This is a genomic window from Methylobacterium sp. (genome assembly GCF_019750675.1).
In the GTDB taxonomy this organism is placed as follows: domain Bacteria; phylum Pseudomonadota; class Alphaproteobacteria; order Rhizobiales; family Beijerinckiaceae; genus Methylobacterium.
This window is the reverse complement of sequence record NZ_JAIEOF010000117.1, coordinates 19,676-37,837: the sequence shown is the minus strand read 5'-3', so window position 1 is coordinate 37,837 and position 18,162 is coordinate 19,676. Positions and strand designations below refer to the sequence as shown.

Sequence of the window (18,162 nt, the reverse complement as noted above, 5' to 3'; positions counted from 1 at the left end):
GGCGTGTTGGCCGCGCCCTTCTGGATGCCGCGCAGGTAGTCGAAGGCCGCGATGAGCTGCTTGTCCTTGGCCGGATCCGGCGGGACGTAGGCCGACGAACCGCCGCGCTCCTCGACGTCCTTCTGCTTGAGGTGGCCCTTCAGGCCGGCCTCGCCCTTGGTCTCGTCCTTGCCCTTCAGCTCGTCCGGCACCTCCTGCAGGACCTCCTGATCCGGCTCGATGCCCTTGGCCTGGATCGAGCGGCCCGATGGCGTGTAGTAGCGCGCCGTCGTCAGGCGCAGGGCGCCCGAGCCGCCGAGGGGGATGATCGACTGCACCGAGCCCTTGCCGAAGGAGCGCGTGCCCAGCACCGTGGCGCGCTTGTGGTCCTGCAGGGCGCCGGCCACGATCTCGGAGGCCGAGGCGGAGCCGCCGTTCACCAGCACCACGATCGGCTTGCCCTTGGTCAGGTCACCGGATTTCGCCGAGAAGCGCTGCGTCTCGTCGGGGTTGCGGCCGCGCGTCGAGACGATCTCACCCCGGTCGAGGAAGGCGTCCGACACCATCACGGCCTGGTCGAGGAGGCCGCCCGGGTTGTTGCGCAGATCCAGCACGTAGCCCTTGAGCTTGTCGGCGCCGATGTCGGTGTTCAGCTTGTCGATCGCCGCGCGCAGGCCGTCGAAGGTCTGCTCGTTGAACTGGGTCAGGCGGATATAGCCGACGTCGCCACCCTCGGCGCGCGAGCGCACCGGCTTGATCTTGATCACGTCGCGATTGAGCGTGACCTCGATCGGGTCCTTCGACTCCTTGCGGCTGATCTTCAGCTTCACGGGCGAGTTCACCGGGCCGCGCATCTTGTCGACCGCCTGGTTCAGGGTGAGACCCTGGACCTGGTCCTCGTCGATCTGGGTGATGACGTCGTTGGTGAGGATGCCGGCCTTGGAGGCGGGCGTATCGTCGATCGGGGTCACGACCTTGATCAGGCCATCCTCCATCGTGACCTCGATGCCGAGGCCGCCGAACTCGCCGCGGGTCTGCACCTGCATGTCGCGGAAGCTCTTGGAATCCATGTAGCTCGAATGCGGATCGAGGGAGGTCAGCATGCCGTTCACGGCGGCCTCGATCAGCTTCGCCTCGTCGGGCTTCTCGACGTAGTCGGTACGGACCTTCTCGAACACGTCGCCGAACAGGCTGAGCTGACGGTAGGTTTCCGCGGAGGCCGCCACGGCGCTCGTTCCCGAGAGCAGGTGGGTCTGGGTGGTCACCACCGAGGATCCGACGCCGAGGAACGCGCCGAGCAAAACCAGGGAAACCTTGCGCATTATCCGCGAACCTTCTCGCTGGGGCTTTTCGCCCACCAAGGCTCCGGGTCGATGGAGCCGCCGTCTTTTCTGAACTCGACGTATAAGACCGGATCGCCGCGATCACCGCCCGCCGGGTCGGGGCTGGCGCCGCCCTCCCCCATCGCCGCCACCGGCTCGCCCGCGAGCACGAACTGGCCGACCTCGACGTTGATCTGGTCCATCCCCGCCAACAAGAGATAGTAGCCATCGCCGGCGTTGATGATCAAGAGTCGCCCGTACGAGCGAAACTGCCCGGCGAAGGACACCCAACCATCGGCCGGTGACGAAACGACGGCTTTCGGCCGGGTCGCGAGCGATATGCCGCGGGTCGTGCCGCCGTTTCCATCGGGCTGATTGAAGCTGCGCAGGGTGGCTCCACTGACCGGACGGGGCAGGTCGCCACGGGTATCCACGAAACGCACCTTGGGCGCCAGCCGGGCCGGGTCGCGTGCGCCGGCCGCCGCGAAGCGCTCCTGCGTCGCGCGGGCCTCGCGGGTCTCGGCGGCCCGCGCCTCCTCGGCCGCACGCCGGGCGGAGGCGACCTCGCCCTCCATCCGGTCGAGAAGGTCCTTGAGGCTGCGGGCCTGCACGGCGAGTTCGGCCGTGCGTGTGCGCTCGGCCGCCAATCCGCTCTCGACCTCGGCCTGCCGGGTACGGCGCGTGGCGATGAGGGCATTCAGGCGCTGCTGCTCCCGCGCCCAGCCCGCGAGATCGCTGGTCAAACCTTCGCGATCCGCCGCGATCAGGCCCCTGAGGCGCACGAGTTCGGAGAGGTCCCCGGCTAGGGTCTCAGCCTCGCCACGCAATTCCGGCACCACCGCGCCGAGGAGCATGGAGGTGCGGATCACCGCCAGCACGTCCTCGGGCCGTACCAGCACGGCCGGCGGCGGTCGGCGCCCCATGCGCTGGAGCGCGGCCAGGATCTCGGCGATCACCCCGCGCCGGGAATCGAGGGAGCGCCGCAGGGCGGTCTCGCTGGCGCCGAGCGTCTTCAGGCGCTCCTCGAGACGGCTCATGCGCACCTCGGTGGCCTGCGCCTGACGGGTGGCATCGAGGAGCGCCGTATTCAGCTTCGCCCGGTCGCCGCCGATCGCCGCGATCTCGGCCTCGTATTTCGCCCGCGCACCCGTACTGGCGGCCAGGGCCTCCTCGATGCGCTTCAGGTTCTCGGCCCGGCGGGTCTTCTCGTCCAGGGCCTTCTGAACGGCGTCCGGCGTCGCCGGGGCCTCGGCGCGGGGCGTACCCGACGCGACGAGGCAGGCCGCCAGCAGCAGCAGCCCGCGCTTTGCCCAATCTCGTCCGAATCGGATCGCCGGAGTCATCGCTCGTCGAGGTTTCCGCGGTGGTACGGGTGGCCTGCCAGGATCGTCAGCGTGCGATACACCTGCTCCAGGGCCAGGACGCGCACAAGCCCGTGCGGCAAGGTCGCGGCTCCGAAGGAGAGGCTCAGTTCGGCCCGCGCCCGTACCGCCGGGTCGAGGCCGTCGGCGCCGCCGATGGCCAGCACGAGGGCGGCACGGCCCGCATCGCGCCAGTCGCCGACTCGCGCCGCGATGGTCTCGCTGGCGAGGTCCGAGCGTCCCCGCTCGTCGTAGACTGCCAGGACCGCGCCGGTGGCGACCTGCGCCAGGATGGCCGCGCCCTCCTCGGAGGCCCGATCCGGCGCGCGGCGCGCTCGGCTCTCCGGAATCTCGGCGATATCGCAGGCGGTGAAGCCGAGCCCGCGCCCGACCTGCGCGGCACGCTCGCGGTAGCGCGCGGCGAGATCGCGCTCGGGACCGGGCTTCAGGCGGCCGACCGCCGCCACGAGCAAGCGCACGAGGCGGCGCCGGCTCTCACTCGGCCAAGGCGGCGGAGGGAAGCGCGGCGGCGGGACGGTCGGCGCCCCACATCTTCTCGAGGTTGTAGAAACCCCGTACCTCGGGGCGGAAGATGTGCACGATGACGTCGCCGGCATCGATCAGCACCCAGTCGCAGGCGGGCAGACCCTCGACCCGGGCGGTGCCGAGGCCCTTGGTCTTCATCTCCTGAAGGACACGATCCGCGATCGCGCCGACATGGCGCTGCGAGCGGCCCGAGGTGATGATCATGGTGTCGGCCAGGGAGGTTCGGCCCATCAGGTCGATCTCGATCGTTTCCTCGGCCTTCATGTCCTCGAGGCATTCGAGGGCGAGGCTCCGGAGATCGTCGATCTTCCGGTTGGTGGTTTCTTCGGAGCTCGGGACTCCGGTGTGGGCCGCGTCGTTCAGCGTCTGGGTTCCTGCTATCGCCATCGTCATCCCGTCATCGTACCCCGGATAGAGATAAAGTGGAACGTGGCGCTTGCCTTTTCCATGTGCGGCCTATGCAGGGCCGCCCGGCTTGGCGCGAAGCGCCGTCGAGGAGAGGGTCGAACGGGGCCCGTGCAGGAAGACCCAGGCGGGCGGCGCACGGTCGGGCAGGCTCGCCGCCTCCGTCTCGGGGATGCGCCAGGGCGCGAGCGCCCGGGCTGCCCGCGCGGCCGGTGCCGTCAAGGTGAAGCCCGGCCGATCCACGATCGCCATCGGCATCAGGCCGGCGATCTCGGAAAATCCCTGCCAGCGATGAAATGTCGCGAGGCTATCGGCGCCCATGATCCAGACGAAGCGCAGATTCGGATGGCGGCGGGTGAGGAAACCAAGCGTCTGGCGGGTATAGCGCGCACCGATCCGTGATTCGAAATCCGTCACCGCGATCCGGGGATGATCGGCGATCTGTGACGCCCGCTCGACCCGCCGGTCGATGGCCGCGAGTTCGCCCCGGTCCTTCAGCGGATTGCCGGGGGTGACCATCCACCAGACCCGGTCGAGGCGAAGCCGCTTCAGGGCGACGAGGCTGACATGCCGGTGCCCGAGATGGGCCGGATTGAAGGAACCGCCGTAGAGGCCGATGCGCAGGCCCGGCGCGACGGAAGGCAGGCGCGCCGGCCCCGATGCGTCAAGGCGCATCGGGGTCCCGGGTCGGACGGGCGAGCGTCAAGGGCGCGTCTGCCCGTTCCCGTGGACGCGATACTTGAAGGTCGTGAGTTGCTCGACACCCACCGGCCCGCGCGCATGCATGCGCCCGGTGGCGATGCCGATCTCCGCACCGAAACCGAATTCGCCGCCATCGGCGAACTGCGTCGAGGCGTTGTGGGTCACGATGGCCGAATCGACCTCCGCGAGGAAGCGCGTCGCCTCCGCCATGTCGTCCGTGATGATCGCGTCGGTGTGGTGCGAGCCGTTGGTCTCGATGTGTTCGATGGCCGCGTCGAGCCCGTCGACCACCCGCACCGAGATGATGGCGTCGAGGTACTCGGTGCGCCAGTCGGACTCGCTCGCGGCCGTCACCCGGCCGTCGACGGCCTGGGTGGCCGCATCGCCGCGCACGGCACAGCCGAAATCGAGCAGCGCCTTGACCAGGGGGGCGAGGTGGGTCTCCGCGCAGGCCCGGTCGACGAGCAGCGTCTCGGCGGCGCCACAGATCCCGGTCCGGCGCATCTTGCTGTTGAGAACGACCTTGAGGGCCATGTCGAGATCGGCGCCCGCCGCCACGTAGACGTGGCAGATGCCGTCGAGATGGGCGAAGACCGGCACGCGGGCCTCCGCCTGCACCCGCTCCACGAGGCCGCGCCCCCCGCGGGGCACGATGACGTCGATGCCGCCGTCGAGGCCCGACAGCATGGCGCCGACGGCCGCGCGATCACGGGTCGGCACGATCTGGATGGCATCACCGGGCAGGCCGGCGGCCTCCAGCCCGGCTCGCATGACCCGGGCGATGGCCATGGCCGAGCGGTGACTGTCGGAGCCCGCCCGCAGGATCGCGGCGTTGCCGGCCTTGAGGCAGAGCGCGCCGGCATCGGCGGTGACGTTGGGGCGGCTCTCGAAGATCACGCCGATGACGCCGAGGGGCACGGCGATGCGCTCGATGAGCAGGCCGTTCGGCCGCTCGAACGCGGCCACCTGCCGGCCGACGGGATCGGGCAGCGCGCCGATCTTGGCGACAGCATCCGCGATGCCGTTGAGGCGCCCCGCATCCAGGGTGAGCCGATCGATGAGCGCCTGGGTCTGGCCGGCGGCGCGGGCCGCCTCCACGTCGCGGGCGTTCTCGGCCAGGATCGCGTCCCGCTCGGCCCGCAGGCGCTCGGAGACGAGGCGCAGGGCCGTGTCCTTTGTGTGGGCCGGAGCGAGGGCGATCTGGCGAGCGGCGGCGCGGGCGCGCCGGCCGATGGCGTTCATCTCCTCGGAGAGATCGCCGGGGGGCGCAAAATCGCTTCGCAGATTCAGAACGGGCACGGCCTTCATCCTCGCGACCGTCGCGGAAAAGGGCGCGGCCGCCATGTGTTCGGAATCCGTCATGCCACGTCGCGTGCCGTAAAAACAAGCATTGCCGCTGACAGATCAGCTATTCCCCCACCATGGCGAGGTCATCGCGATGCACCATCTCGGCGCGGCCCGGATGGGTGAGGAGATCCGCGATCTCGCGGCTCGGCCGGCCGATGATGCGCACGGCCTGGTCGCTGTCGTAGGCCACGAGGCCGCGCCCGAGAATGCGTCCGGCCTCGTCCCGGATCACCACGGCGTCGCCGCGCCCGAAGCCGCCCTGAACCTTGGTGACGCCCACCGGCAGCAGGCTCGCGCCGCCCTGAAGGGCGCGCGCCGCGCCGGCATCCACCGTGAGGATGCCGCGTGGTTCGAGCGAACCCGCGATCCAGCTCTTGCGGGCGGTGACCGGATTGGAGCCCGACAGGAACCAACTGCAGCGGCCGCCCCGCAGGATGGTGCGCAGCGGGTTCTTCTCGCGTCCGTCGGCGATGATCATGTGGGTGCCGCCGCTGGCGGCGATCTTGGCCGCCTCGACCTTGGTGCGCATGCCCCCGCGTGAGAGCTCCGAAGCCGGGCCGCCGGCCATGGCCTCGATCTCGGGGGTGATTCGCTCGATCAGAGGCAGGTGGCGCGCCTCCGGGTCGGTGTGCGGCGGAGCGGTGTAGAGACCGTCGATATCCGAGAACAGCACCAGCACGTCGGCGCCGATCATCGTGGCGACGCGGGCGGCGAGGCGGTCGTTGTCGCCGTAGCGGATCTCGGAAGTCGCCACCGTGTCGTTCTCGTTGACGACCGGCACGGCCCGCACTTCGAGGAGCTTGAGCACGGTGGCGCGGGCGTTGAGGTAGCGCCGGCGCTCCTCGGTATCCTGCGGCGTGACCAGGATCTGCCCGGCCGCGATGCCGTGATGCCCCAACGCCTCCGACCAGTGCCGGGCCAGGGCGATCTGCCCCACGGCCGCGGCCGCCTGGCTCTCCTCAAGCCGCAGGGTGCCGGGCGGGTACCCTAGCACCGTCCGCCCCAGCGCGATCGCGCCGGAGGAGACCACGAGCACGTCGGCCCCGCTGGCGTGCAGGTCGGCGATGTCCTCGGCGAGCGCGGCGAGCCAGGCATGGCGCAGGCGCCCGCGCGCCCGGTCGACGAGGAGGGCCGAGCCGACCTTGATGACGATGCGGCGGAAATCTTGGAGGTTGGGGATCTGGACGTCGAGGGTCATCGGCAGCGTCGGCGGGAGGACGATGGTGCGCTTGTGGCGACCGGCTGCCCGCGACACAAGGGCTGGCGGCCTCTCCTCAGGGCTGCCACGCCTGCGCGGGCTGCGCCTCGGCCTCGGCGAGCCTGGCCTCGTCCATCTCGCGGGCCAGCGCCCGGAGAGCATCCTGCACACCGAGGCCGGTGGCGGAGGACAGGACCAGGGGCTTCTTCTTCGAGGCGCGCTTCAGGCGGGCGACCTGCTCCTTGAGCACGTCCGGATCGACCACGTCGGCTTTCGAGAGCGCCACGATCTCGGGCTTCTCGTCGAGGCCGTGTCCGTAGGCCTCGAGTTCGCGACGCACGAGCTTGTAGGTCTGGCCGGCATGCTCGTTGGTCGCCTCCACGAGGTGCAGCAGCACGCGGCACCGCTCCACATGGGCCAGGAACTTGTCGCCGAGGCCGACCCCGTCATGGGCACCCTCGATCAGGCCGGGGATGTCCGCGAGGACGAATTCGCGCTCGTCGGAGCGCACCACGCCGAGGCCCGGATGCAGCGTCGTGAACGGGTAGTCGGCGATCTTGGGCTTGGCCGCCGTGACGGCGGCCAGGAACGTCGACTTGCCGGCATTGGGCAACCCGACGAGGCCCGCATCCGCGATGAGCTTCAAGCGCAGCCAGACCCACTGCTCGTGGCCCTCGAGGCCGGGATTGGCATGCTTCGGGGCGCGGTTGGTCGAGGTGGTGAAGTAGGCGTTGCCGAAGCCGCCGTTGCCGCCCTTGGCGAGACGCACGCGCTGGCCGACATGCGTCATATCGGCGATCAGGGTCTCGCCGTCCTCCGCCAGGATCTCTGTGCCGGCCGGCACCTTCAGCACCACGTCGGCGCCGTTGGCCCCGTGGCGGTTCGAGCCCATGCCGTGCTCGCCCTTCCGGGCCTTGAAGTGCTGCTGGTAGCGGTAGTCGATCAGGGTGTTGAGGCCGTCGACGCACTCGACCCAGACGTCGCCGCCGCGCCCGCCGTCGCCGCCGTTCGGGCCGCCGAACTCGATGAACTTTTCACGGCGGAAGGCCACGCAGCCGGCGCCACCGTCGCCGGAGCGGACATAGACCTTGGCTTCGTCGAGGAATTTCACGGGCGGACTCGGCTTCGTTCGGGCATCAGGATTTCGACGCGTCGCCGAAACGACGACGGGGAAGACGGTTTCCCATCTTCCCCGGGATTATCTGGTGGTGGGGCCCGCCTGGCGGAAGGCCCTGGCCAAGCGCCTTACTCGGCGGCTTCCTGCACCGGCACGACCGTGACGAAGGCGCGACCGCGCTTCGTCTCGAACAGCACGCGGCCGGCGGCCTTGGCGAACAGGGTGTGGTCCGTGCCCATGCCGACGTTTGTGCCGGGATGCCACTTGGTGCCGCGCTGGCGCACGATGATGTTGCCCGGAATGACGGCCTCGGAACCGAACTTCTTCACGCCGAGGCGCTGACCGGCCGAGTCGCGGCCGTTGCGGGACGAGCCGCCTGCTTTTTTATGGGCCATGGGGAGTTACTCCGAATTCTTGAATCTCAGGTCGGATCGTCAGGCGCTGATGCCGGTGATGCGGACCACCGTGTGGTGCTGGCGGTGGCCCCGCTTGCGGCGGGAATTCTGACGGCGGCGCTTCTTGAAGGCGATGACCTTCGCGTCGCGGCCGTGGCTGACGATCTCGCCGGTGACGCTGATGCCCGAGAGCAGCGGCGCGCCGACCTGGGTGGCGCCTTCGCCGTTCGTGAACAGGAGCACGTCACCGAAGGTGACGGCCGAACCGGCCTCGCCCGCGAGCGTGGCGATCGTGATGGTGTCGTTGGCGGCGACGCGATACTGCTTGCCGCCCGTCTTGATGACTGCGAACATCGTTCTCTCTTCGTGTTCTCTGCCGGCCTCCAGCCCACCGCGAGGTGGGCCTGGACCGTCTTCTTGTTCAGGTCATCCGCGGCACCGGATCGGGACTTGTGGTCTGGGCCGAGCGCGAACGCGAAACGCGCGGACTTCGTCGAGGAAGCCGCGCGAGAGGCGGTGGATAGGCGGGGACGGGGTGATTTGTCAATGCTGGCGCGAAGTACAGCGCCCGGCGGCCTACCGCTTGGTCAGCCCGCCGAGCACGTTCCGCAGGATCGCGTTGCCGACCTCCGTACCGACCTTGCGGGCCATCGAGCGGGCGGCGTTGCCAAGCACCTGCTCGGCGAGGCCCGGAGCCGGACGGCGGCCGCCCTTGCCGGCGGGCTTGCCGCCCAGAACGCCTCCGAGCCACCCGCCGAGCATCCCGCCAAGCCCGCCCTCGCCGGACTCCGCGCCATCGGTTCCGCCGCCGTCCAAGCCCTTGCGGGCGGCCAGCATCTCGTAGGCGCTCTCGTTGTCGACCGACTGGTCGTACTTGCCCCGGACCGGGCTTTTCGCGATGAGCTCGGCGCGCTCGGCCGGAGTGATCGGTCCGACGCGGCCCTGCGGCGGGGCGATCAGGGCGCGCTCGACGACCGACGGCGTGCCTTTCGCCTCGAGGAACGACACCAGCGCCTCGCCGACGCCGAGTTCCGTGATCGCCTTGGCGACGTCGAAGCCGGGATTCTGCCGGAACGTTTCGGCCGCGGCCTTCACGGCGCGCTGGTCGCGGGGCGTGAAGGCGCGCAGGGCGTGCTGCACCCGGTTGCCGAGCTGACCCAACACCGATTCCGGCACGTCGAGGGGGTTCTGCGTCACGAAATAGACGCCGACCCCCTTCGAGCGGATCAGGCGCACCACCTGCTCCACCGCGTCGAGGAGCGCCTTCGGGGCATCGTCGAACAGCAGGTGCGCCTCGTCGAAGAAGAACACGAGTTTCGGCTTGTCGAGGTCGCCGATTTCCGGAAGCTGCTCGAAGAGTTCGGAGAGCATCCAGAGCAGGAACGAGGCGTAGAGCCGGGGCCGCTGCATCAGCTTGTCGGCGGCCAGGATGTTGACGATGCCCCGTCCCTCGCGGTCCACCCGCATGAAGTCGTTCAGGTCGAGGGCCGGCTCGCCGAAGAAACGGTCGGCGCCCTGGTTCTCCAGCATCAGGAGCTGGCGCTGGATGGCGCCCACGGAGGCCGCCGAGACGTTGCCGTACTGGCCCGAAATCGCCTTCAGGTTCTCGGTGAGATGAAGAAGCAGCGCGCGCAGGTCCTTGAGGTCGAGGACCGGCCACTTGTTGTCGTCGGCCACCCGGAAGGCGATGTTCAGCACGCCCTCCTGGGTGTCGTTGAGTTCCAGGAGGCGCGCCAGCAGCAGCGGCCCCATCTCGATCACGGTGCAGCGGATCGGGTGGCCCTGATCGCCGAACAGGTCCCAGAACACCGTCGGGAAGCGATCGGGCTCGTAGGGGATTCCGAGTTCCTCGGCCCGCTTGACGAAGACCGGCTTCGCTTCACCCGCCGCCGCCAACCCCGACAGGTCGCCCTTGATGTCGGCGGCGAAGACCGGAACGCCGGCGTTGGAGAAGCCCTCGGCCAGCACCTGCAAGGTCACCGTCTTGCCGGTGCCGGTGGCGCCCGCCACCAGACCGTGGCGGTTCGCGAGCCGCAGGGTCAGACCCTCGGCCTTCAGGCTGCCATCCCTGAGCGGCGCCTTGCCGACCAGGATCGTGCCGTCGTCCTGCATGACCGTCCGCTCCTCATCGCCGGCCGGGGCGCGGCATCGACCGCGACGGTTATGGGCCGCGCCCGCGTCATTTTCCAGCGCTTCGCGGACCGGCCTTGATTTCGCGGCGGCGAGGCCGGAAGGACTAGGTCCCGACCGTGCTGGAGCTGTTTGAAGATGGAAGAGTTGATCGCCCGCGTCACGAACCGGACCGGCCTCGATGCCGCGACGGCCCAGACCGCCATCGGCCATATCCTGGCCTTCCTCCAGAAGGAGGGGCCGGCCACCGAGGTCAGCCAGCTCCTCGGCGCCCTGCCGGGATCCGAGACCGCGATCGCCGATTCCAACGCCGGCGAGGGCGGCGGGGGCCTGATGGGCATGCTCGGCGGCATGATGGGTGGGGGCGGCGTGATGGCTCTGGGCCAGAAGCTGATGTCGGCCGGCGTGCCGATGGGCCAGATGCAGCCCCTCGGCCAGGAGCTGTTCGCCTATGGGCGCGAGAAGGCCGGCGAGGACGTCATGGGACCGATCGTCGGTTCGATCCCGGGCCTGAACCAATTCGTCTGAGATTCCAGGCCCGGTCCTTCGGCGACTACCCATCGCGGCATCGACGGAGGACCGGGCTCCTCACTTCGCAACCCCCTCTGGCAAAACGGCAATCCGTGTCATAAAAGCGTGTGCGCTTCGTGATGTTGTGGCCTCCCGAAGGCACGAGGCCATGGGCTCCCGCGGAGCCGCCTCGGTGTCCCGACAGGGCGGATTGGACGATGGTCCCGAACTTCGCGCGCGATGCCTCCACGGCGTGGCTCAATGGCTGGGAGGCGCACGTGCACGCCCCCTTCGCCCGGCTCAAGCAGCGCACCGCGGAAGCCGGCCTGCCGGGCTTCCATCCCCGCGGCCTGCTGCTCCCGCCGGGAGCCGCCCCGATCCGGTTCAAGCCACGCCTGAAGAAGCCCCTGGCCGCGCCCGGCCTCGCGCCGACCCTGGGGCGCATCGGCAGCCTGGAGGTGCGGCTCGCCACCACCGTGTCGGAGATCCGGCGGGCGCAGCGCCTGCGCTACCGGGTGTTCTACGAGGAGATGTCGGCGGTCCCGAGTGGCCTCGCCATGCTGTCGCGCCGGGACATCGACGATTACGATGCGGTCTGCGACCATCTCCTCGTCATCGACCACGCGGCCGTGGACACGACGTCCTTCGCCGCCAAGCCGTTCCGGCGGCCCCGGCCGAAGGTGGTCGGCACCTACCGGCTCCTGCGCCAGGACGCGGCGGACCGCCATTTCGGTTTCTACACGGCGGGGGAATACGACATCGCTCCGGTGATGGCGGCCAATCCAGGTGCCCGCTTCCTCGAACTCGGCCGCTCCTGCGTGCTGAAGCCCTACCGGACGAAACGGACGGTGGAACTGCTCTGGGCCGGTATCTGGGCCTATGTCCAGCACCACCGCATCGACGCCATGCTGGGCTGCGCCAGCCTGGAGGGGACGGACCCGGAGCGGCTCGCCCTGCCGTTAAGCTTCCTCCATCACCACGCGCGGGCCGCCGAGGGCTGGTGCGCCCGCGCCCTGCCCGAGCGCTACGTTGCCATGAACCGCCTCGCCCGCGAGGCCGTGGACCCGAAGGCCGCGCTGCAGGCCCTGCCCCCCCTGATCAAGGGCTACCTGCGGGTCGGCGCCACCTTCGGCGACGGCGCCGTCATCGACCACCAGTTCGGCACCACCGACGTCTTCGTCGTGCTGCCCGTCTCGGCGATCGCGGCGCGCTATCGCGACCATTTCGGGCCGGCGGCGAACCGGCAGGCAGCCTGACCGACCTCAGGCCCGGGCATCCGCCACGAGGGCGGCCAAGCCCTCGCGGTAGGTCGGATAGGCGAGGTCGACCCCGAGCTCCTCCCGGATGCGACGGTTCCGCACCCGCTTGTTCTCGCCGTAGAAGCTACGCGCCATCGGGCTGAGGTCGGCGGTCTCGAAATCGACCTCCGGGGGCAGCGGCAGCCCGGCGAGCTTGGCGGCGTATTCGGTGACGACCTGCGGCGGCGTCGGCTCGTCGTCGGTGACGTTGTAGACGGCGCCGTTGCGCGGCCGGTCGATCGAGGCCAGCAACGTCGTGGCGATGTCGTCCACGTGGATGCGGTTGAAGACCTGACCGGGCTTGATGATGCGCTGCGACTTGCCCTCGCGCAGCTTCACGATCGGATTGCGACCTGGTCCGTAGATGCCAGACAGGCGGAACACCTGCACGGCCTTGCCCGTCTCGGCGCCCAGCGCCAGCCAGTCGTGCTCCACGGAGAGACGTCCGCGCGAGCGTCCGCTCACCGGGCTCGGGGCCGTCTCCTCGTCGATCCAGGCGCCCCCGTGGTCGCCATAGACCCCGATGGTCGAGAGGTAGCCGATCCAGCCGATACGGCTGCCGGCAATGGCCGCGCGGTAGCGATTCAGAACCGTGTCGCCGTCGCGCCCCGGCGGCGCCGAGACGAGGAGCACGTCCGTGTCGGCCAGATCGGCCGCGATGCGGGGATCGTCGGAATCCGGTCCGAAGGCCCGCATCTCGGCGAGGTCGCCCGGTCCGGTCCGCGCCGGATCGGTGACCGTGGCGCGCACCGTGTCGAAGCGGCTACGGGCACGCTCGACGAAGCGGCGGGCGGTGAAGCCGAGACCGAAGACGAAAAGGTTCATGAGGCGGCGTGTCCTGGCATCCCGGAGCCGCCGGAATCGAGGGCGAGGCGCCACTCGTCCCGGACGGCGCCGTCGGTTTCGCCCAAACCCCGGGCGTTGAAAAGGTCCCGCAGCCGCGCCGGGGCGACGAGGCGGCCGAGGGCCCACACCGCCATGCCGCGTACGAGGGGCGAGGGATCGGACAGGTTCGCCTCCGCCGCGTCCGCGAGGCTGGGCATGCCGGAATTACCGATCGCGACCAGGACGTTGCGCAGGAAGCGGTCGCGCCCCGTGCGCTTGACCGGCGTGCCGGCAAAGCGCGCGCGGAAGGCCGCGTCGTCGAGGCGGGCGAGGTCGGCGAGCGGCGGCGCGGCGAGGTCCGCGCGGGCGGCCATGCGCCCCTCCGCCGCCACGGCGGCGAACTTGTTCCAGGGACAGACCGCCAGGCAATCGTCGCAGCCGAAGATCCGGTTGCCGATGGCGGCGCGGAACTCGGTCGGGATCGGCCCCGCATGTTCGATGGTGAGGTAGCTGATGCAGCGGCGCGCATCGAGCCGGTAGGGGGACGGAAAGGCGTTCGTCGGGCAGATGTCGAGGCAGCGGCGGCACGAGCCGCAATGGTCGCGCTCCGGCGCGTCCGGCTCCAGCTCGGCGGAAGTGTAGATCGCGCCGAGCAGCAGCCAGTTGCCGAGGTCGCGCGAGACCAGCACCGTGTGCTTGCCCTGCCAGCCGAGCCCGGCGGCGGCGGCGAGCGGCTTCTCCATCACGGGCGCGGTGTCGACGAAGACCTTCACGCGGACATCGCCCTTGGCGGAGAGGTAGCCGCCGAGTTCCTTGAGCTTGCCCTTGACCACCTCGTGGTAGTCGCGCCGCTGGGCATAGGCCGCGATGGCGCCTCGCTCCCGCCGCGCCAGGAGCGCGAGGGGGTCGCCCTCGGGCCCGTAATTCATGCCCAGCACGACGACGCTGCGGACGCCGGGCCACAGGGTGGCGGGGTCGGCGCGCTGGTCGGCACGCTCCGCCATCCACTCCATCCCGCCGTGGTGGCCCTCCGCGAGCCAGGCGGGCAGCCTGTCCCGGAGTTCGGGGACGGCGTCGGGCCGCGTGACGCGGACCGCCTCGAACCCGAGCAGGCGCGCCCGTGCCTCGACCGCCCGGCGCAGGTCGGCACCCGCCAGGACCTTGCGCGGCGCCTTCGTCGACCGCGCTGCCGGCGCCGGTGGCGATGCGTTCAAAAATCCAGGTTCGCGTAGTGGTCGGCCGGCGCCATGCCGGGTACCCGGTCCGCCAGGAGGGTGCGGAAGGACGGACGCGACTTCACCCGCGCGTACCAGTCCCTCGCCGTCTCGTCCTCGTCCCATGGCACGTCGCCGAGATAATCCACGCAGGAGAGGTGGGCCGCCGCCGCGAGATCCGCATAGGTCAGATGGTCGCCCGCGATCCACTTCCGGCGGGACATGAGGTAGCCGATGTATTTCATGTGGTAGCGCACATTCGTGCGCGCCGCCCGAATGGCATTCATGTCCGGCGGGCCACCGCCGTTGGCGCTGTTCATGAAGCGCTTCGAGATCTTTTCCGTGACAAGGTACTCGGTGACCTCGGCGTTGAACTTCACCAGGAACCAGTCGAGCAGGCGGCGCACCTCGACCCGCGCCGCCGTCGTCTCGGGCAGGAGGCGCCGGCCGCTGAGGCCGAGGCCCCGGGTCTCGTCGAGATACTCGGCGATGATGCCGGCGCCGGGCACGGCCAGACCGGTCTGCTCCACCAGCACCGGCGTGGTCCCGGCCGGGTTGATCAGCAGGAAGGCCTCGCGCCGGTCCCAGGCACGCTCCTCCATCAGGGTCGGCTCCATCCCCATCTCGGACAGGACGAGGCGGATGAACCGGGAATGCGGACAGAAGGGGGAGTGGTAAAGCGTCGCCATCGAGGCCGTTTCGCACGGGGGAAGTTTGCCGGAGGAACGAACCGCGTCGGTGCCCGGCGGGGATGGTCGGCCGGGTAAGACTTATTGCCCGATCATTGCCGCCTCATTAACACGACCGTGGCGAACGCGATAACTGTCCGTCAACCTTGATGGATCACGTTCGATCCGCGATGGAAGCGCCGCCGGATGAACCACCGGGCTCAGAGCGTGTCACCGGCCGGGCCTTCCCAGACACCCCAACCCTCGAGGCGATGAGATGATGGATGCGATGGGCATCGCGAAGGCGGTCGTGCTCGCCGTGGTGGAGGGGGCGACCGAGTTCATTCCGGTTTCGTCCACGGGGCACCAGCTCCTGGTGGGGCACTTCATCGGCTTCCAGTCTCCCAACAATACCTTCGAGGTGCTGATCCAGCTCGGCGCCATCCTGGCGATCCTGGCGGTCTATTTCCGGCGGCTGCTCGGCATCACCCTGGCGCTGCCCAACGACCCCAGGGCGCGCCGCTTCGTGGCCGGCATCCTGCTGGCGTTCCTGCCGGCGGCCATCATCGGCGGTATCTTCTCGAAATACATCAAGTTCTACCTCTTCAACCCCTGGATCGTCTGCGCGACCCTGGTGGCCGGCGGTCTGGTGCTCCTCGTCCTCGACGACACCGACCTCGAGGTGAAGAAGCGCGACGTGTTCGACTTCACCCTGCCCATGGACCTGAAGATCGGCCTGTTCCAGTGCCTCGCGATGATTCCCGGCGTCTCGCGCTCGGGCGCCACCATCGTGGGCGCCATGCTGATGGGCGCCGACAAGCGCTCGGCCACCGAGTTCTCGTTCTACCTCGCGATCCCCACCATGGCGGGTGCCTTCGCCAAGGACCTGCTCGACAACTACAAGAACCTCTCGCGCGACGACACCGGCCTGATCGTGATCGGCTTCATCGTGGCCTTCATCTCGGCCTTCATCGTGGTGCGGACGGTGCTCGACTACGTCGCCTCGCACGGATTCCGGCTGTTCGCCTGGTGGCGCATCATCGTCGGTTCGCTCGGCTTCGCGGGCCTGATCATCTTCGGCTGACCGGCCCGGGACCGCCGGGGCCGGCGCCCCGGCGAATTGAGATTTAAAATACAAGGCGCGAGGGCGATTGCGTCCACGCGCGACGGCGTGCAAGGGCTGTCCGGAAAGACAGCCCGGCCGCGCTTGGCCGGAGCCAATCTGCTTGGCCGGAGCCAAGCACCTGCGGAGGCCAGCCCCGATGGAAGACCGTCCCCTCGCCGACCTGTTTCCGCCCGCGACCCGCGAGCGCTGGCTCGGCCTCGTCGACGGTGTGCTGAAGGGAGCGGATTTCGAGAAGCGCCTCGTCTCGAAGACGGCCGACGGCATCCGCATCGAACCCCTCTACGACGCCGCCGCGCCCGTGGCGCAGCCCGTGCGGGCCCCCGGCCCCTGGCGGGTCTCCCAGCGGGTCGACCACCCGGACGGCGCCCAGGCGAGCGCCCTCGCCCTCGCCGATCTCGAGGGCGGCGCCGATGCCCTGACACTGGTCTTCGCCGGCGCCCCCGCCGCGCGGGGCTACGGCCTCACCGCGACGAACGCCGCCGACCTCGACGTGGCCCTCGGCAACGTGATGCTGCCCCTGATCGCCACGCGCCTGGATGCAGGCGCGCGCGGGATCGAAGCCGCCCTCCTGATCAAGGACATGGTCAAGGCCCGCGGCGAGACCCTGAAGGGCCTCGACCTCGACCTCGGCCTCGACCCCATCGGCACCCTGGCGGCCGGCGGCGCCCTGGCGGAGGATCACGAGGCCGAACTCGGCCGCACCCTGGCGGCCTTCGATGCGGAGGGCTTCACGGGCCGCGCCTGCCTCGCGGACGGCCGGCCCTACCACGAGGCCGGGGCCAGCGAGGCCGCCGAGCTCGCCGCCGTGCTCGCCACCGCCGTCGCCTACCTGCGCGCCCTGGAGGCCAACGGGCACGCGCTGGAGCGCGCCCGGGATGCCGTCGCGGTCCTGCTCACCGCCGATGCCGACGAGTTCCTCACCATCGCCAAGTTCCGGGCCATGCGCCGGCTCTGGGCCCGGGTGGAAGCGGCTTGCGGCCTGTCCCCCAAGCCGCTTCGCCTGCATGCCGAGACCGCCTGGCGGATGATGACCCGTCGCGACCCCTTCGTGAACATCCTGCGCACCTCCATGGCCGCCTGCTCGGCGGGCCTCGGAGGCGCCGACGCGATCACCGCCCTGCCCTACACGGCCGCCCTGGGCCTGAGCGACGCCTTCGCCCGCCGGGTGGTGCGCAACAGCCAGATCGTGCTCATCGAGGAATCCAACCTCGCCCGCGTCGCCGATCCGGCCGCCGGCGCCGGCAGCTTCGAGACGCTGACGGGCGAGTTGACCACGGCGGCCTGGGCCGCGTTCCAGGAAATCGAGCGCGAGGGCGGCATCGTCGCGAGCCTGCAGGCCGGCGCGATCCAGGGGCGGATCGCCGCCACGCAGGCGATCCGGGCCCGGAACGTCGCCACCCGGCGCGAGGCGCTGACCGGCGCCAGCGAGTTCCCCTACCTCGCCGAGAAGCCCGTCACGGTGCTGGATGTCGCCCCCGCAGCCGCCCCCCCGGCCGGCGGCTTCGGCGGCGGGGCGGCCATCACCGCGCCCCCCCTGCCCTCGCTTCGCCTCGCCGAGCCCTACGAGGCCCTGCGCGACGCCTCCGACGCAGCCCTGGCCGCACATGGGCGCCGCCCATCGGTGTTCCTGGCCAATCTCGGACCCGTGGCCGTCTTCAACGCCCGCTCGACGTTCGCCGCCAATGCCTTCGCGGCCGGCGGCATCGAGGCGGTCAACCAGGAGGGCTTCACCGATCCGTCGGCCCTGGGCGAGGCCTTCCGCGCCTCGGGGGCCCGAATCGCCTGCCTGTGCTCGTCCGACGCCCTCTACGCCACCCACGCGGTCGAGGCGGCCCAAGCCCTCAAAGCGGCGGGCGCGACGACGCTCTACCTCGCCGGCAAGGCGGGCGACCTCGCCGAACCCTTAACGGCGGCGGGCGTCGACGGCTATCTCAACGCGGGCAGCGACGTTCTGGCGCTGCTGAAAGGAGCGCTGGCGCACGCAACGAACGCGTAGGCGCGCAACCGACGCGCCGTCGC

General features: G+C 70.2%; 18 protein-coding genes. 4 read left to right on the top strand and 14 right to left on the bottom strand.

Annotated elements, in window-relative coordinates; translation table 11 throughout:
• The 11 genes from K2X24_RS06185 to K2X24_RS06135 all read right to left on the bottom strand — a co-directional run.
• Nucleotides 1-1,301: S41 family peptidase (locus K2X24_RS06185; RefSeq protein WP_292495746.1), on the bottom strand; the 1,301-nt coding region annotated here is incomplete at its 3' end.
• Nucleotides 1,301-2,644: a peptidoglycan DD-metalloendopeptidase family protein gene (locus K2X24_RS06180; protein ID WP_292495743.1), complete on the bottom strand. Its 1,344-nt coding sequence runs from the start codon at nucleotides 2,642-2,644 to the stop codon at nucleotides 1,301-1,303. The genes K2X24_RS06180 and K2X24_RS06185, both read right to left, overlap by 1 nt.
• A complete protein-coding gene (gene rlmH, locus K2X24_RS06175) occupies nucleotides 2,641-3,141 on the bottom strand; it encodes a 23S rRNA (pseudouridine(1915)-N(3))-methyltransferase RlmH (protein WP_292495741.1) in 501 nt (166 codons plus the stop codon). Before rlmH ends, K2X24_RS06180 begins: the two co-directional genes overlap by 4 nt.
• A gap of 16 nt (nucleotides 3,142-3,157) precedes the next feature.
• On the bottom strand, nucleotides 3,158-3,601 hold the full coding sequence (rsfS, locus tag K2X24_RS06170; protein ID WP_238279880.1) for a ribosome silencing factor: 444 nt from the start codon (nucleotides 3,599-3,601) through the stop codon (nucleotides 3,158-3,160).
• 63 nt (nucleotides 3,602-3,664) lie between these two features.
• Entirely contained in the window at nucleotides 3,665-4,288 is a 624-nt protein-coding gene (locus K2X24_RS06165) for a nicotinate-nucleotide adenylyltransferase (RefSeq protein WP_292495738.1), read from the bottom strand.
• A 27-nt stretch (nucleotides 4,289-4,315) separates the two neighbouring features.
• Entirely contained in the window at nucleotides 4,316-5,614 is a 1,299-nt protein-coding gene (locus K2X24_RS06160) for a glutamate-5-semialdehyde dehydrogenase (RefSeq protein WP_292495736.1), read from the bottom strand.
• Between the two features lie 109 nt (nucleotides 5,615-5,723).
• A complete protein-coding gene (gene proB, locus K2X24_RS06155) occupies nucleotides 5,724-6,860 on the bottom strand; it encodes a glutamate 5-kinase (RefSeq protein WP_292495733.1) in 1,137 nt (378 codons plus the stop codon).
• 76 nt (nucleotides 6,861-6,936) lie between these two features.
• Nucleotides 6,937-7,971 carry a GTPase ObgE gene (obgE, locus tag K2X24_RS06150; protein ID WP_238279884.1) on the bottom strand — a complete coding sequence of 345 codons (1,035 nt, stop codon included), beginning with the start codon at nucleotides 7,969-7,971 and terminating at the stop codon, nucleotides 6,937-6,939.
• A 134-nt stretch (nucleotides 7,972-8,105) separates the two neighbouring features.
• On the bottom strand, nucleotides 8,106-8,372 hold the full coding sequence (gene rpmA / locus K2X24_RS06145) for a 50S ribosomal protein L27 (RefSeq protein ID WP_238279885.1): 267 nt from the start codon (nucleotides 8,370-8,372) through the stop codon (nucleotides 8,106-8,108).
• A gap of 39 nt (nucleotides 8,373-8,411) precedes the next feature.
• Complete coding sequence (gene rplU / locus K2X24_RS06140) at nucleotides 8,412-8,726, bottom strand: 50S ribosomal protein L21 (RefSeq protein WP_056215136.1); 315 nt, start codon at nucleotides 8,724-8,726, stop codon at nucleotides 8,412-8,414.
• A 222-nt stretch (nucleotides 8,727-8,948) separates the two neighbouring features.
• Nucleotides 8,949-10,484, bottom strand: coding sequence for a helicase HerA-like domain-containing protein (locus tag K2X24_RS06135; RefSeq protein WP_292495728.1), 1,536 nt, complete (start codon nucleotides 10,482-10,484; stop codon nucleotides 8,949-8,951).
• Between the two features lie 156 nt (nucleotides 10,485-10,640).
• Between K2X24_RS06135 and K2X24_RS06130 the strand changes: the two genes are divergently transcribed.
• Together K2X24_RS06130 and K2X24_RS06125 are read left to right on the top strand one after the other, a co-directional pair.
• The gene (locus K2X24_RS06130) at nucleotides 10,641-11,030 is read left to right on the top strand and encodes a DUF2267 domain-containing protein (protein WP_238279887.1); all 390 of its coding nucleotides are present in this window, start codon (nucleotides 10,641-10,643) and stop codon (nucleotides 11,028-11,030) included.
• 200 nt (nucleotides 11,031-11,230) lie between these two features.
• Nucleotides 11,231-12,268, top strand: coding sequence for a GNAT family N-acyltransferase (locus K2X24_RS06125; RefSeq protein ID WP_292495726.1), 1,038 nt, complete (start codon nucleotides 11,231-11,233; stop codon nucleotides 12,266-12,268).
• Nucleotides 12,269-12,274: 6 nt separating this feature from the next.
• Here K2X24_RS06125 and K2X24_RS06120 read toward each other — a convergent pair whose 3' ends face one another.
• The 3 genes from K2X24_RS06120 to K2X24_RS06110 all read right to left on the bottom strand — a co-directional run bounded on the left by K2X24_RS06120 (nucleotide 12,275) and on the right by K2X24_RS06110 (nucleotide 15,038).
• Complete coding sequence (locus K2X24_RS06120) at nucleotides 12,275-13,135, bottom strand: SDR family oxidoreductase (RefSeq protein WP_292495724.1); 861 nt, start codon at nucleotides 13,133-13,135, stop codon at nucleotides 12,275-12,277.
• On the bottom strand, nucleotides 13,132-14,277 hold the full coding sequence (gene queG, locus K2X24_RS06115) for a tRNA epoxyqueuosine(34) reductase QueG (RefSeq protein WP_292495756.1): 1,146 nt from the start codon (nucleotides 14,275-14,277) through the stop codon (nucleotides 13,132-13,134). The genes K2X24_RS06120 and queG overlap by 4 nt, the downstream gene beginning before the upstream one ends.
• A 68-nt stretch (nucleotides 14,278-14,345) precedes the next feature.
• Nucleotides 14,346-15,038 carry a glutathione S-transferase family protein gene (locus K2X24_RS06110; RefSeq protein WP_292495722.1) on the bottom strand — a complete coding sequence of 231 codons (693 nt, stop codon included), beginning with the start codon at nucleotides 15,036-15,038 and terminating at the stop codon, nucleotides 14,346-14,348.
• Between the two features lie 259 nt (nucleotides 15,039-15,297).
• On the opposite strand from K2X24_RS06110, the gene K2X24_RS06105 reads away from it, so the two are divergent.
• Entirely contained in the window at nucleotides 15,298-16,101 is an 804-nt protein-coding gene (locus K2X24_RS06105) for an undecaprenyl-diphosphate phosphatase (protein ID WP_292495754.1), read from the top strand.
• Between the two features lie 178 nt (nucleotides 16,102-16,279).
• Nucleotides 16,280-18,139 carry a methylmalonyl-CoA mutase subunit beta gene (locus K2X24_RS06100; RefSeq protein ID WP_292495720.1) on the top strand — a complete coding sequence of 620 codons (1,860 nt, stop codon included), beginning with the start codon at nucleotides 16,280-16,282 and terminating at the stop codon, nucleotides 18,137-18,139.
• Nucleotides 18,140-18,162 lie beyond the last annotated feature (23 nt).